General features: G+C 73.4%; 9 protein-coding genes. All 9 read right to left on the bottom strand.

What is annotated here, in order from left to right; all coding sequences use genetic code 11:
* Window positions 1-67 precede the first annotated feature (67 nt).
* The 9 genes from AC067J_RS26625 to AC067J_RS26665 all read right to left on the bottom strand — a co-directional run bounded on the left by AC067J_RS26625 (window position 68) and on the right by AC067J_RS26665 (window position 13,935).
* Window positions 68-664 carry a DUF6545 domain-containing protein gene (locus AC067J_RS26625; RefSeq protein WP_478303252.1) on the bottom strand — a complete coding sequence of 199 codons (597 nt, stop codon included), beginning with the start codon at window positions 662-664 and terminating at the stop codon, window positions 68-70.
* A complete protein-coding gene (locus tag AC067J_RS26630) occupies window positions 661-1,044 on the bottom strand; it encodes a hypothetical protein (protein WP_478303254.1) in 384 nt (127 codons plus the stop codon). Before AC067J_RS26630 ends, AC067J_RS26625 begins: the two co-directional genes overlap by 4 nt.
* Window positions 1,045-1,313: 269 nt before the next feature.
* The gene (locus tag AC067J_RS26635) at window positions 1,314-1,733 is read right to left on the bottom strand and encodes an XRE family transcriptional regulator (RefSeq protein WP_478303256.1); all 420 of its coding nucleotides are present in this window, start codon (window positions 1,731-1,733) and stop codon (window positions 1,314-1,316) included.
* 284 nt (window positions 1,734-2,017) lie between these two features.
* On the bottom strand, window positions 2,018-2,713 hold the full coding sequence (locus AC067J_RS26640) for a formyltransferase family protein (RefSeq protein ID WP_478303257.1): 696 nt from the start codon (window positions 2,711-2,713) through the stop codon (window positions 2,018-2,020).
* Between the two features lie 38 nt (window positions 2,714-2,751).
* A complete protein-coding gene (locus tag AC067J_RS26645) occupies window positions 2,752-2,949 on the bottom strand; it encodes an MbtH family protein (RefSeq protein ID WP_478303259.1) in 198 nt (65 codons plus the stop codon).
* On the bottom strand, window positions 2,949-4,232 hold the full coding sequence (locus tag AC067J_RS26650) for a cytochrome P450 (protein WP_478303260.1): 1,284 nt from the start codon (window positions 4,230-4,232) through the stop codon (window positions 2,949-2,951). Before AC067J_RS26650 ends, AC067J_RS26645 begins: the two co-directional genes overlap by 1 nt.
* Entirely contained in the window at window positions 4,229-6,010 is a 1,782-nt protein-coding gene (locus AC067J_RS26655) for a beta-ketoacyl synthase N-terminal-like domain-containing protein (protein WP_478303261.1), read from the bottom strand. Before AC067J_RS26655 ends, AC067J_RS26650 begins: the two co-directional genes overlap by 4 nt.
* A 33-nt stretch (window positions 6,011-6,043) precedes the next feature.
* Window positions 6,044-7,870 carry a non-ribosomal peptide synthetase gene (locus AC067J_RS26660; RefSeq protein WP_478303263.1) on the bottom strand — a complete coding sequence of 609 codons (1,827 nt, stop codon included), beginning with the start codon at window positions 7,868-7,870 and terminating at the stop codon, window positions 6,044-6,046.
* Window positions 7,867-13,935, bottom strand: a complete 6,069-nt coding sequence (locus AC067J_RS26665; RefSeq protein ID WP_478303265.1) for an acyltransferase domain-containing protein — start codon at window positions 13,933-13,935, stop codon at window positions 7,867-7,869. Before AC067J_RS26665 ends, AC067J_RS26660 begins: the two co-directional genes overlap by 4 nt.
* Between the last annotated feature and the right edge of the window lie 1,144 nt (window positions 13,936-15,079).

Genomic DNA, 15,079 nt, shown 5'->3' on the forward strand with positions numbered 1-15,079 from the left:
CCGTGCGGCGGGCCGGCGGGTGCCTGTGTTCGTGCCTGTGCGTGTATCCGTACCCGTGCCCGGCGCGTCAGTGCGGCACCGTGGCCCTGGCCCTGGCCAGCTCCTCGCGCACCCGCCTGCGGACATGGGCCACGGCCGGTGAACCGGTGTAGGCGGCGGCCACCTTGACCAGCCAGGCCGCCTCCTCGCGGAGCCCGGCCACCAGCGGGTGCGGTACGAACCCCTCCCCGGGACCGGCGGGGAAGTGGTGCCGGGCCCGGGCCGCCTCCAGCGCGGCGGCGAGGGCGGCAGCCTCCACCACGACGGCGAACTCCTCGGCGCCGGCCTCCTCGGCGCCGGTCGACCCGGTGCCGGCCGGTCCGGTGACCTCCCGCACCCAGAGCGGTACGTGAGGATGCAGGTGGGAGCGGAGCGACAGCTGGCCGTCCCGGATCTCGATGATCCGCCGGTACAGGGCGAACCGGACGTCCGGCCGGCGCTTCCCCGCACGCCCGAAGTGCTCGTCCTGGGTGACGAGTTCGATCTCCGGATGCACCGACCGCACCGCCGACCAGAGCGGACCCAGTCTGCGGTGGTCGCGCCGGGCGCGCACCCGTCCGCCCCAGTCCTCCCAGAGCGCGGCCGCACCGGACAGGCAGGCCGCCGGCGCCGGCAGCCGGGTCACCCGCGCCACGCCGCGCCGCGCGGCCGGGGCCGCGGCCGGGGCCGACCGACCGTGTGCCACAACTGCGCCATCCCGTCACCGAGCCGGCCGAACGCCGTCGGCCGGGGACGCCGCAGCACCCGGTGCAGCGTCAGCGAGGCGACGAGCTCGGCCTCCTGCTCCTGCCGTTCCGTGTACACCGACCGGCCGAGGACCCGCCGGACCAGCTCCTCCGACAGCCGGGGTGCCAGCTCGCGCGCCACCGTCGCGCTCAGGCCCGTGCCGCCGGTGTGACCGCAGAGCAGGTGGCCGACCTCGTGCAGCACGATGTGCTGCTGGTGCAGTGCGGTGGTGTCGACCGCGTAGCCGATGTAGTCGGCCCGGTCGGTGCTGATCAGCACGCCGCACGGCGAGGGCGCCGGGCCGGAGAGGGGGATCAGTTCGATGGGTCTGCCACGCAGCCGCGTGAGCGATTCGCTCAGCGCCGTGATGCCGAACGGTTCAGGAAGCGGTATCGACTCCGCGATTCCCCGACATCGCCGCCAGAGTTCGCGATCGACCCCACCCGATTGCCCCACGCCTGTACCCCCTGGTGTCCGACCGCCCTCGGTCGGGAGGCGATCCTACGGACGGGCGAGCGCCGGGAGAACCGCTTCGACGTCGATTTCCGCTACCTGCCACCGGCTTCGCGGCGGGCGATCGCCTCGATCATGTCGCTGATCGTGCCGAGCCCTTCGGGGGAGAGCGCCACCGCGCGCAGCGCCACGTCCCGCACGCCCGCGTCGCGCAGCGCTCCCAGCAGCGCCAACTCCTCGGCGATCCGGGCGCTCTGCCGGTCGTCGAAGAAGTACGTGGGCGGCACCTGGAAGAACTGCGCCAGCGCTTCGAGGTGCCGTTTCGTCGGGTTGTCCCGGCGGCCGGTGCGGAGCTGCCAGAGGTAGGTGGCCGAGAAGCTCTCGCCGGTCGCCTCCCGACAGGCCCGGGCGACCTCCTCGTGGCTGTACTGCTCACGGTCCGGACGGCGGACCACGTCGAACAGCCGGTCCAGCTTCGCTGCGAGCGTGGACGCAACGGAGGCTGCGTCGGGCACGGCACACCTCTTCCCTTACCCCGTGCGCACGTTCGGTGCGTGCGCGGACCGACCACTCGCGATGGTCCCTCATTCTAGAGGCCCCGTCGAGACGGTGGAGGCGCGCGAATCGGCGTGCACGTGTGCGCCGGTGCGCCGGTGCGCCGGTGCGCAGGGCGACGGACGGAGGACGCGCGCCGGTCCCGGCGGTCACCGGTCCGGCGCGCGAACGCCCCGGCGGCGCGAACGCCCCGGCCCCGCACCCGGGGCGGGTGCGGGGCCGGGGGCCGAGCGGCACGCGGGTCTCACCGCTCGTGGAGCGCCCACTTGCTGCTGTCGACCGGCGTCGTCCCAGGCAGCGCGATGAGTTCGGGCTTGAACAGCGGCGGCGCGCCCATCGCGGGCTCCCAGGTCGCCAGTTTCTCGTCCTGGGGGACCTCGATCCGCCGGCCCGCGGCGAGGTCGGCGACCACCTTCAGGAGCAGCCGCACACCCAGCGGCGCCAGGTGGTCGCGCCACAGGCTCTGCGCCGTCGAGCCCGGGGGCACGAACAGGTGCTCCTGGGCGGCGAGCGGGCCGGCGTCGGTGCGCTCGGTGAGGTGGTAGACGCTCCCGCCCGTCACCTTGTCGCCGTCGCGGATCGTCCACCGGATCGCGTCCCGGCCGCGGTGCAGCGGCAGCAGGCTGGGGTGGTACCCGATGGTGGCGACGGCGGCCCTGGCACGGGTGTGGCGGCCGAGGAAGGCGTGCGAGTGCGCGGCGACGATGAGGTCGACCCCGTCCGGGATGTGCATCGCGCGCAGCTCGGCCGAGTCCGTCCACGGTGTGTCCCTGTGGTAGGCCCAGGAGCGCAGGCGGTCCCAGCACATCGCGTTGCCCTCGTCGGACTTGCCCTTGCGCAGCCGGGGGGCGGCCGCGCCGACGATCTTGTGCCCTCTGTCCAGCAGGGCTTCCGCGACCTGCACCGCGAACGCCCCTTGTCCTGAAATGTAGATGTTCATCCGCGCTCCTGCGGTCGTTGGCCGGGTGTCTGTCCGCGTCAGGTCGCCGGCGTTCCCGCCGCCGCGGTGAAGTGCCGCTCGACGTGGTCGAGGGCGCCCTCGCGGTCCGGGCCGGAGTGGACGACCCGCCAGCCCTCCGGCACCTCCAGGTGGGGCCGCCAGAGTGCGTGCTGCCCGCTGTCGTTGACCACGACCAGCCAGTCGCCCTCACCGCCGTCGAAGGGGTTGCCGCTCATCAGTCGACCTCTTTCAGTCCGGAGTGATCGGGGGTGAACCGCACCGGCATCGTGGAGAACCCGGTCAGGAAGTTGGACCGGATCCGCATCGCCTCGTCGGTCTGCTCGAAGCCGGTGGTGAAGTCCCGCAGGGCCTTGAGCAGTTCGGCGATCTCGACCTTGGCCAGGTACGAGCCGACGCAGAAGTGCGGGCCGTAGCCGAAGGCCATGTGCCTGTTGGGGGTCCGGCCGAGGTCGAACTCCTCGGGCCGCGCGAAGACCCGTTCGTCCCGGTTCCCGGAGGCGTGCCACAGCGTGACGATCTCGCCCGGCCGCAGCCGTACGCCGTGGAGTTCGGTCTCCCGGACGACGCTGCGCCCGAAGTGCATGGTGGGGGACGCCCAGCGCAGCACCTCGTCCACGGCGGTCTCGACCGCGACCTCGCCGTGCTTGAGCCGCCGCCACTGCTCGGGCCGGGCCGCGATCGTGCGGACGCAGTCGATCATCGTCAGCCGGCTGGTCTCGTCGCCCCCGATGATCAGGCTGTAGCAGTTGAGCACGACGTCCTCGTCGGACAGCGGCACGCCGTCGACGGAACTGCCGATCAGCATGCTGATCACGTCGTCGCCCGGGGACTCGCGCCGCTCCTCGACGACGTCCATGAAGTACATCAGGATCTCGTTGCGGGCCATCTCGGAGTCGACGTCGTCGGCGTCCTCGTGGTCGGCCGACAGCGCGGTCTTGGTCAGGCCGAGCAGGTAGTCCCGGTCCTCCTCGGGCACGCCGAGCAGGTTCGAGATGGTGGTCATCGGGATCCGGCCGGCGATCTGCTCCGCGAAGTCGCAGCCGCCGGACTCGACCGCCTCGCGGATCCACTGCCGGGTGTTGACCCGGACCGTCCGCGCGACCTCGTCGAGCACCCTCGGCGAGAGCACCCGCTGGAGGATCTTGCGCAGCTCGTGGTGCCGGTGGCCGTCGGTGACCGCCAGCATCCGGCCGGCCGCGGCGTCACCGCCGGTCAGCAGCGTGACGAGCACGTTGCCGCGCTCGGAGGTGAAGTTCACGTTGTCCCGGTAGGTGGCGATGATGTCGTCGTGGCGGGAGAGCACCCAGAACCCCCGGCGGCCGTCGGCCGGAGGGTTCCAGTGCACCGGGGCGGTGTCCCGCAGGGTGCGCCAGAACCCGTGCAGGTCGTGGTCCGCGAAGGTGGCCGGGTCGCCCAGGTCCGGGGCGGCCGGCTCCGGGGCGGCCGGCTCCGGGGCGGCCGGGTCCGGGGTGTCCAGTGCGGGCGTGCTCACGGTCACCAGTCCGTGCGCCAGAACCGGCGCGGCTGGAAGGGGTAGGTGGGCAGCGGCACGCGGTGGCTGGCCTCCCCCCGGTGCAGGGCGTCGAAGTCGACCTGCTGCCCGGTCACCCAGGCGGCGGCCAGGTCGGACAGCGCCTGCGCGTCCGTGCCGGACGGCACGATCCCGTGGTCGTCGCGCGAGAAGGAGCCGGGGTCGGTCCGCGGGGCGGCGGCGGTCGTGGTGGCCGGGCCGCGTGCGTCGTCGGACAGCGCCGCGATCAGCTCCGCACGGGTGCGGACCACGGCCGCCCACCGGCGGGCCATCACCTTGCGGCCGAGGTTGAGGGTGAAGCAGACGTCGTCCAGCCGGAGTTCGGGGTCGGCCTCCAGCCGGTCCCTGAGCCGGGCGCGCTGACGGGCCAGCGCGTCGTCGTCCATGGCGGACAGGGTGGCCAGCCGTGGCCTGCCCTCCTCCTCGGGGGCGCGGACGGCGGCCGTCGGCGCCTCCTCCAGCAGCAGGTGCGCGTTGTAGCCGCCGCCGCCGATCGAGGTGATGCCCGCGCGGCGGATGCCGGCCTCCGGCTCCCAGGCCGCGCCCTCGACCTGCGGCACGAACGGGGTGCTGGGGAAGTCGAGGTCCGGGTTGACCTCCGTCAGGTTGATCGTCGCCGGGAGCGTCCGGTGGTACAGCGCCAGCGCGGCCTTCACCGCGCCGAAGCCGCCCGACACCACGCCGCCGTGGCCCACGTTGCCCTTGACCCCGCCGATCGAGGTGGTCGCCGTCTGCTTCCCGAACGCCATGCCCGCCGCGTGCACTTCGAGCTCGTCGGTCATCGGCAGGCCGAGCCCGTTGGCCTCGTACATGGACACGGTGTCCGGGGTGACGCCGCCCACCTCCATGGCGGCGGCGATGCACGCGCTCAGCCGCTCGGGCTGGGCCAGGCCGTACGCCATCGCGCTGACGCCGTTGTTGTTGACGGCCGAACCCTTGACCAGGGCGTAGACGTGGTCGCGGTCGGCGACGGCCCGGCCCAGCGGCTTCAGCAGCAGGGTGACGACGCCGCTGGACAGCGCGGTGCCGGTGCCGTTGGCGTCGAACGGGCGGCAGTGGCCGTCCTTCGACAGGATGCGGTTCTCCTCCCACAGGTGACCGCGGGGGTGCGGCAGGCGGACCATCGCGCCGCCGGCGATCGCCACGTCGGTCTGGCCGAGCAGGAGGGACTGGCAGGCCAGGTGGACCGCGTAGTGGAAGCCCGCGCAGACGGAGGCGACGGTGACGGCCTCGCCGGTGAGCCCCATGTAGTACAGCGCGTTGGAGGTCATGGTGTCCGGCGACCACGCCAGGCTGGCCTCGATCGCCTCGGGGCCGACCGACACCCGGTCCGGCGGGGAGCTGTAGAGCGCGGCGGTCTGCGGGTTGTTGGCGCCGTACATGCCGACCTCGGCCTTGAGCCGGACCGGGTCGTAGCCGCCGTCCTCCAGCGCCTCCCAGGCGCTCTCCAGGTACAGCCGGTTCTCCGGGGTCAGCGCGGCCGCCATCCGGTCGCCGATGCCGAACACCGAGGGGTCGAACTTGTCGTACGTGTCGAGCACGCCGCAGGCCCGCACGTAGAACGGGCTGTGGATCAGGGTCTCGTCGACGTGGATGTCGTCCTTGGCCAGGAACGACACCGACTCCCTGCCGTGTACGAGGTTGTCCCAGAACTGTTCCTTGGTGCGGGCTCCGGGCGCCCGCAGGGAGATGCCGATGACGGCCACATCGCCCGGGTCGTAGTCCTGCTCGGGGCTGTCGGTCATGGGAAGGCTCCTGCTTCGTTTCGAGTGGGGGACTCAGCGACCGGTCGCGCCGCCGCGGCCGCGCAGCGCGGCACGGCGGGCGGTGGCGCGCGCCCGGGCCGACTGGACCACCTCGGGGGTGGCGCCGCTCTCGTCGTCGAGCCAGCGGGCGAGGGAGGAGATGTCGCGGAAGCTGAACAGGTCGGGCACGCGGACCCGGCGGTCGAAGCGCCGGGTCATCAGCCGGGCGAGGCGGATGAGCAGCAGCGAGTCGCCGCCGAGGTCGTAGAAGGCGGCCTGGACGTCGATGGCCGACGGTTCGAGGTCGAGCAGCTGGCCCCAGATCTCCGACAGGGCCACCTCGGTCGGTGTGGCGGCGGCGGTCAGCGGCCCGCCGGTGCCGGCGGCCGGCGGCTCGGGGAGCGCGTTGCGGTCGAGCTTGCCGCCCGGCCCGAGCGGGAGGGCGGGCAGGAACACGAGCGTGGCGGGCACCATGTAGTCGGGCAGTTCGACGGCGAGCCTGCCGGTGACGGCGCCCTGGAGCGCGGCGTCCAGCCGGGGGCCGTCCTGCGGCGCCGCGTCGCCGGCGGGCACGACGTAGCCGACGAGCCGGTTGCCCCGGACGACGGCGGCGGCCTCCCGGACCTCGGGGCAGCCGGTCAGCCGGGCCTCGACCTCCTCCAGCTCGATGCGGTAGCCGCGCAGCTTGACCTGGTGGTCGGTGCGGCCGAGGAAGCGGAGTTCGCCGTCCTCGGTGAACTCGACGACGTCGCCGGTGCGGTACATCCGCTCGCCGGCCCGGAACGGGTCGGGCACGAAGCGCTCGGCGGTGGTGCGCGGCCGGTTGACGTAGCCGTGGGCGAGGCCGACGCCGCCGAGGTAGAGCTCGCCGGACTCGCCGGCCGGGAGCGGCTTCAGGTTCTCGTCGAGCACGTAGACCAGGTCGGTGGTCGTCGGCGGGCCGATCGTCGGCTCGCCCGTCCCGTCCGCGGGCACCGGCCCGAACGAGCAGAACACGGTTCCCTCGGTGGGGCCGTAGGCGTTGAACACCCGGTCGGCGGCGGTCTCCCGGTAGGTCCGGTCCACCAGCTTGCGGCGCAGGGCCTCGCCGCCGAACACGACCGAGCGCACGTTCGGGGGCAGGGCCCCGGCGTCGAGCAGGCTGTTCATCACCGACGGGACGACGTTCAGGTGGGTGATCCGGTCGGCGTGGCGGCTCTCCGGCAGGTGCACGGCGCTCTCGACGAGCACGACGGCGCCGCCGCGGCACAGCGCGTTGAAGATCTCCATCACGGACATGTCGAAGCAGACCGAGCTGGCCGCCGACACCCCGCTCAGGTCGCAGCCCTCCAGGACCCGGTCCATCTCGGCGAGCATCGCCACGCAGCCGCCGTGCCGGACGGCCACGCCCTTGGGCCTGCCGGTGGACCCCGACGTGTAGATGACGTACGCGGTGTCCTCGGGCACGACCGGCACGGGCTCGGCGCCGGGCTCGGTCGTCACGCTCTCCCCGAGCACGACCACGGTCGGGCCGGGCGGGCAACTGGCCCGGGACGCGGGCGTGGTGAGCAGCAGGCGGGTCCCGCTGTCCTGGACCATGAAGGTCAGCCGGTCGGCGGGGTAGTTCGGGTCCAGCGGCAGGTAGCAGGATCCGGCGCGCAGGGCGGCCAGGATGCCGACGAGCAGGTCGGGGGTGCGCTCGACGCAGATGCCGACCGGGACGCCCGGGCCCGCGCCGTCGGCGACCAGCCGCTCGGCCAGCGCCTGGGAGCGCTCGTTCAGTTCGCCGTAGGTCAGGACGCCGGCGTCGGAGTAGACCGCGGTCGCGTCGGGGTTCTTGACCGCTTGCGCGACGAACTCGGAGTGCAGGGTTTCGGTCACTGGTCCGTCTCCTCGGGGAGGCCGGTCGGCGCGATGTCGCCGAGGGCCAGGTCGGGTTGGGCGATCGAGGCGAAGAGGACGGTCCGGTACAGCGCGAGCAGCGCCGTCACGGTCGGCCTCTCCAGGTAGCTCGGTTTGAACTGGACGTGGCCGGCCACCTCGCCGTCGATGTCGGCCATCGAGATCTCCAGGTCGAACTTGGCGAGGTGCCTGCGCACCTGCAGCGGTTCGAGCGGCAGCGCGCCGTCGGGCGTGAGCGTGTCGCCGACCCCGTGGAAGAGCTTGACCGAGCGGGGGAACGCGTCCGAGGACAGCCAGTTCACCACCACGTCGAACCACGGGGAGCGGCCCTCGGCCCGCGGCGGCTTGAGCTGGGACGCCAGCAGGTCGAGGGGGTAGTTCATGTGCTCCAGCAGGCCGAGCGAGAAGGCGTGGACCTCGCGCAGCAGGTCGCGGAAGCTGCGGTCGCCGGCCGGGTTCGCCCGGACCAGCACGGTGTTGAGGTAGTAGCCGATGGCGGATTCCCAGCCGGGCTCGGCGCGTTGGGCGATCGCGGTGGCCAGCACCGAATCCTCGGTGCCGACCGCACGGTTCAGCGTGGCGAAGAACCCGGCCAGCACGACGGTGCTCACCGACACGCCCTCGCGCACCGCGAACTCCCGCAGCAGGCGCGTCTCTTCGGCGCTCCAGCGGAACGCGATGTCGCGGCCCTCGTAGGTGACGCCCGGCGGCCGCTCCTTGTCGGACAGGTCGAGGTGGGCGGGCGGGTCGGCGAGCTTCCCCGACCACCAGTCCAGGGCCGCGCCGGCCGCCGGTCCCGCCAGCCACTGCCGCTCCCACTCGACGAACTCCGTGTACGGGGCGACCGGCGCGCTGTCGGCGGGGTCGGCGCCCTCGTAGTAGGCCTGGAGTTCGCGGATCATGACGTCGGCCGACGCCGCGTCCGACGCGATGTGGTGGACGAGCACCAGCAGGTAGTGGTCGGCCGGCCCGCGCGTCAGGAGGACGATCCGCACGAGCGGCCCGTTGTCCAGGTCGAGCGGCTCGTGCCCGTACCGGGCCAGCTCCTCGCGGGCCTGCTCGTCGTCCATCGCGGAGCCGTCCGCCACGACGAACTCGTACACCGGTTCGTCCAGGACGACCTGGTACGGCTTGCCACCCGCCTCCACGAAGAGGGTGCGCAGCGCGGGATGCCGGTCCAGCACGGCCCGCACGGCGCGCTCCAGGGCCTTCTCGTCGACGGCGGCCCGGATCCGGGCGGTCACCATGAAGTTGTAGGGCACGGCGTCCGGCGCGACCATCTGCATGAACCAGAGCGAGGCCTGGCCGTGCGAGGTCGGCGCCAGTTCGAGGCCCAGGCCGTCGGCGCGCAGCTGCTCCGCGGCCGGGGCGTCGGTGGCCTCCAGCAGGCCGCGCGCGTCCAGCTCGTCCAGCAGCTCCTCGGCGTCCAGGTCGGACAGCTCGTCGAGGAACGCCCGGTCCGGCGCGGTCCGGGGGACGGGTGCGGCGGCCGGGACCGGGACCGGCGTCGGTGCCGGGGCCGGTGCGGGCGGTGCCGGAGCGGCCGCGGCCGCTCCGCCGGTGAGCCCGACGAAGTGGCCGACGACCTCGGAGATGCTCCGGCCGTCCAGGAACACCACCGGCGAGACCCGGTGCCCGAACAGCGACTGCATCCGGTTGACGAGGCGGATCGCCAGCATCGAGTCGAGGCCGAAGTCGCGCAGGCCGGCGTCGGCGTCGAACCTGCCCACCGACACGCCCAGGGCGTCGGCGAGTTCGGCGAGGACGACCTCCTCCACCGGCCGGTCCGCCACGGGACGGTCCGCGGCCGGCGCGCCCTGCGCCGACCGGTCCTCCACCGGACGGGTCTCGGCCGCGACACCGGCCGCGACACCGGCCGCGGTCCCGACGGCCGGGGCCGTGGCGGGTGCCTGCCGGGGGTCGGTGTCGATCCAGTAGCGGTCCTTCTGCCACTGGACGAGCGGGGTCTCCACGACCTCGACGTCGTCGGCGAACAGCGGCTCGAAGGTCAGCGGGAGGCCCCTGACGTACAGCGACGCGGCGGCGCCCAGCAGGCAGCGGACGTCGCTCTCGTCGCGCCGCAGGGAGTTGATCGCGTGCACCCGGGCACCGCGGGTCAGCGCGATCTCCTCGACCGCGCCGCGCAGCGTCTCGTGCGGGCCGATCTCGACGAAGGTGCCGATGCCCTGGTCGACCAGCGCACCGATCGTCTCGGCGAACCGGACCTGGTTGCGCAGGTTGTGCACCCAGTAGTCGATGTCGGCGACCGGGTTCACGGTGTCGGCCAGCGCCGTGGAGTGGAAGTCGATGCCGGGTGTCAGCGGGGTGATGCCGTCGATGCCCGCGCGCAGCGGCTGGAGCAGCGGGTCCATGCCGGGGCTGTGCACGGGCCGTTCGACCCGGATCCTCCGGACCGAGATCCCGTCCCGCCTGAGGTCGGCCTCCAGGGCGTCGACGGCCTCGGGCGAGCCGGAGACCGCAGCGCTGGTGGGGCTGTTGACCACGGCGACGGCCGCGTGCTCGGCGTAGGGGGCGAGCCGGGGCAGCAGCTCCGCCTCCGGCAGGTCGACCGAGATCATGGCGCCCGCGGCGGCCTTGCGCTCCAGCAGGTGCGACCGGGTGACCACGACACGGGCGGCGTCGTCCAGCGACAGCGCGCCGGCGACGCAGGCGGCCGCGACCTCGCCCAGGCTGTGCCCGACCACGGCGGTCGGCTGGATGCCGAGCCCGATCCAGACCTTCGCCAGCGAGACCTGCAGGGCGAACAGCACGGGCTGCTGGAAGTCCATCTCCTCGTACCTGGCCCCGTCGGCGGGGGCGGCGAGCTGATCGAGCACCGAGCAGCCGCCGGCCGCGCGCACGGCGGCGTCGCAGGCGTTCATCCAGGTGCGGAAGCCGGCGTGGGTGCGCAGGAGCTCGCGGCCCATGCCGACCCACTGGGTGCCGCCGCCGGAGAACACCAGCGCGACCCGCCGGTCGGTGCCGCCGGAGACCGTGCCCGTGACGACGTCGGGGTGCGCCTGGCCGGCCGCGACCCGGGCGAGTCCGTCCAGGACGTCCTGCCGGTTGCGGGCGAACAGGGCGATCCGGTGGTTGTGGTGGGTGCGCCGGGCGGCGAGCGTGTAGGCGAGGTCGGAGACCCGCAGGCCAGGGTCGCGTTCGACGTGGTTGGACAGTTCGCGGCAGGTGTCGGTCAGCGCGTCCGCCGTCCGGGCCGTGACGGGCACGAGGTGCACCTGCTCGTCGGCCGCGGCGTCGCCGCGGACCGGCGCGACGTGCCGCCCCCGGTCGCCGGCGAGGAACGGGTGGGCCGCGACGGGGAGCCCGGCGGTGTACAGGGCGCCGAGCGAGCCGAGCAGGGTCGCGGCCTCGTCGGCGCCGCGCCGGAGCGAGGGCAGCGTGGCCGCCGTCAGGATCTCCGACACCGACTTGAGCAGGACGGGGTGCGGGCTGAGTTCGATCACCGCGTCGATGTCGTGGCCGCGCAGGTTCGTCAGGGCGTCGACCACCCGGATCTCCCGACGCAGGTTGTCCGCCCAGTAGTCCGGCCCGAGCTCCGAGCCGTCGACGATCTCGCCGGTGACCGTGGAGATCATCGGGATGCGGGTGGTCCGGGGCCTGATGCCGTCGAGTTCGGCCTTCAGCGGGGCGAGGACGTGGTCGACCAGCGCCGAGTGCGGGGCGTGGCCCATCCGCACCCGGTGGTTCGTGACGTCCTGCTCGGTCAGCCGCCGGACGAGGTCGTCGATCTCCTGCGGCGTGCCGGTGACCAGGGTGGAGTTCAGGCCGTTGCGGCCGGAGACGGTGAGCCCGCCGGTCAGGTGCCGTTCGGCCTCGTCCGCGGAGGTCATGACGACGATGCCCTCGCCGCGCCCCACGGCCAGCTGCTGGAGGAGCCGGCCGTGGTGGGCGGCCAGGCGGGAGGCGTCGTCGAAGTCGAGTGCGCCGGCGATGTGGGAGGCGGCGAACTCGCCGACGCTCTGTCCCAGGACGACGTCCGGTTCCACCCCGAGCGAGCGCCAGGTCTCGGCCAGCGCGACCTGCATGGAGAACAGCAGCGGCTGGAAGACGTCCATGTCGTCGATGCGGCCGTCGGATGCCAGCAGCTGGTCGACGAGCGAGAAGCCCAGCAGCTCCCGCATCCGCTTGTCGGACCTCGTCATGGACCGGCGGAACACGGGCATGCCGGCGAGCAGCTGCCGGCCCATGCCCACCCACTGCGAGCCGTTGCCGGAGAACAGGAACGCCACCCGCGGCCGGCGTCCGGTGTGCTCCCCGACGCTCAGTCCGGGGGCCGTCGCGCCGCTGCCGAAGGCGTCGAGCTGGGTCCTGAGTTCGGCCATGTCGCGGGCGGCGGCGGCGAGCCGGAACGGGCCGTCGCCGGGCGTCCGGGCGCAGACCGCGCGCAGGTCGTCCTCGTCGCGCAGCGCCAGCGCCCGCTCGGCCAGCGCCTCCCGCGAGTCCGCGGCCAGCAGCAGGAGCGAGCTCTCGGGGCGCGGCAGTTCCTCGACCGCGACGTGGCAGATCGCGCCGCCGAACCCGAACGAGCTGACGCCGCCCCGGCGGGCGTCGGACCGTCGCGGCCACGGCGTCAGCCGGTCCTGGACGGTCAGGTTGTACTCGTCGAACAGGATCTGCGGGTTCGGCGCGCTGTAGTGCAGGCTCGGCGGCAGCACGCCGTTGCGCATCGACATCGCGAGCTTGACCAGGCCGACGATGCCGGCCGCCGCCTCCAGGTGCCCGACGTTGGACTTGACGGAACCGAGCCGCAGCGGCTCCGCGCGGTCGCCGCCCAGGACGGCGCCGATCGCGTTGGCCTCGATCGGGTCGCCGAGGGGCGTCGCGGAGCCGTGGCACTCGATGTAGTCCACGAGGTGCGGTGCGATGCCCGCCCGCTGGTACGCGGTGCGGAGCATCTTCTCCTGCGCCTGGGGGTTCGGCGCCGTCATGCCGTTGCTCAGACCGTCGTTGTTGGAGGAGCTGCCCTTGATCAGGCAGTACACCGGCAGGTCGCGTTCGAGCGCCACGCTCAGCGGGGCGAGCACGACGACGCCGGCGCCCTCACCGCGCACGTAGCCGTTGGCACGGGCGTCGAACGACTTGCACCGGCCGTCCGGGGCGAGCGCGCCCATCGCGTCCATGGCGGTGTAGTAGTCGGAGACGAAGCTCAGGTTCACGCCACCGGCCAGCACCAGGTCGCTCTCGCCGAGCTGGATCGACTGGCACCCCACGTGCACCGAGACCAGCGAACCGGCGCAGGCGGCGTCGATGGCCATGCTCGGGCCCTGCAGGCCGAGGATGTACGAGACCCGGTTGGCGATGATGCCGTCGTGCATGCCGGTCGCGGTGTGCGGGGTGATCTGGCTGTCGGGGCCGCGGTAGTGGGCCAGCGCGGCGTAGTCGCCCCAACAGGAGGCCATGAACACGCCGGTGTCGCTGCCGAGGAGGCTGTGGGGCGCGATGCCCGCGTCCTCCAGCGCCTCCCAGGACAGCTCCAGGATCAGCCGCTGCTGGGGGTCCATCTGGACGGCCTCGCGGGGCGAGATGCCGAAGAACAGCGGGTCGAACCGGTCGATGCCGTCGATGAACCCGCCCCAGCGCACCCGGTCGTTGAGGAGCTCGCGCCGCGCGGCCGGCACCGGTCCGACGGCGTCGCCGCCCTCGACCAGCAGCCGCCAGAACGAGGACGGGTCCGGACCGCCGGGGAACCGGCAGCCGATGCCCACGATCGCGACCGGCTCGTGCGAGGCCCCGCGGCGCTCCGTGCCCGGGACGGGCTGCGCGGCACCCGGACCGTCGACGAGCGCGCGGGCCAGCCCTTCGACGGTCGGGTACTGCCACATCCACGTGGCCGGGACCCTCCAGCCGAGGAACTCGGACAGCGAGGCCGCGAGGGACACCGACCGCAGCGAGTCCAGTCCGTACCGGTGCATCGGCGCCCGGCGGTCCACCGCGCTCGCGGGCACGTCCAACAGCTCGGCAAAACGGGAGAGCAGGAAATCGGTGACGGCGGACACGTCTCGCGCTGCGCGCTCTTGGGGCATGGCGACTCCCTCAGCAGGGCGGGTGGAATGGACGGGTGGGGGCTTCACGGACGACCGGTCGGGGCGGAGGGGCCGGTCGGGGGAGGGGCCGGTCGGGGCGGAGGGGCCGGTCGGTGTCCGGGCGGCCGGACCGGGGGACAGCTCGTGCGGGGGAGGGTCTCCTCGCCGCCGCGGTACGTGCCGAGACGCGGCCGGCGGGCAGCGGGAGGACGGGACCGGCGTGTCCGGTCCCGCGCCGGGAGGCGGGAACCCCGGTCCGAGCCGCGCCGGTCCACCCGGCGGCACGGCTCGTCCTCGCCGCCGGGGAAACGGACGCCGCGGTGGCTAGGTGCGGTGGGACGACCCCGTCGGCCGCAGGCGCCCGGCCGATGATGATCTCGACCTGGACATGACATGGGTGGGTTTGCGCTCGGGCAACGCTGCTCCTCTCGTGGCATGCAGGAGTACCCGAAACGCCGACCGCACGACTCAGCAGTGCGTGTTGAGGATCAGGGGCTTCGAGGTTGCTTGAGTGGTCGCGAAAAGACGGATCGGCAGGTCACTGCGTACTGTCACCGACGAGTGCGGCTCTCGTCGATCGGTCTCCCGGGCACTTCGCTGCTGAGGATCCCGCAGCGCTGGTCGCTTCATCCGACCTTGAGCACGAAGAGTGCGTCGACCACAGGATCGCCCACGTTCGGGCGCCGGTTGAGGCGATGGCGAGATTTGATCGCCAAAGTGTCCGGTTCATTCCCCTCGGACCTGAGGTCGGTACGGCATCCCGGGCCTCACGCCCGAAACCGGGCGTCCCCGCCCGGAACGGCCGCGGCCACGGGGCGGCCGCGGTCGGGTCGGGGGCGGGTCGCGGCCGTCGCGGCCGCCTCGGGTGCGTACCGGCGGCGCCCCCCTCACGGTGGGCGGAATGCCGGGAAACGGCTGGAGGGCGGTCCAGTATCGTGTGCGCACGGGGTGGGGTGGACAGCGGATGAGTGGCCGATGCAAGCTGACCCCCATGGCAGTTGAGATCTCTGACAGGGCGTCAGCCGGCGCCGACGGCTCCTTAGCCGGACGTCCCCCGCATCACCGCGTGCCCGTGGCCGCACCTCCCGGTGCGCGGGCCGGCACCGCCGGGCCGGAAGCCCCCGAGGAGGCGCCCGCCCGGCCG

It is taken from the genome of Kitasatospora sp. NPDC042419 (assembly GCF_056437345.1).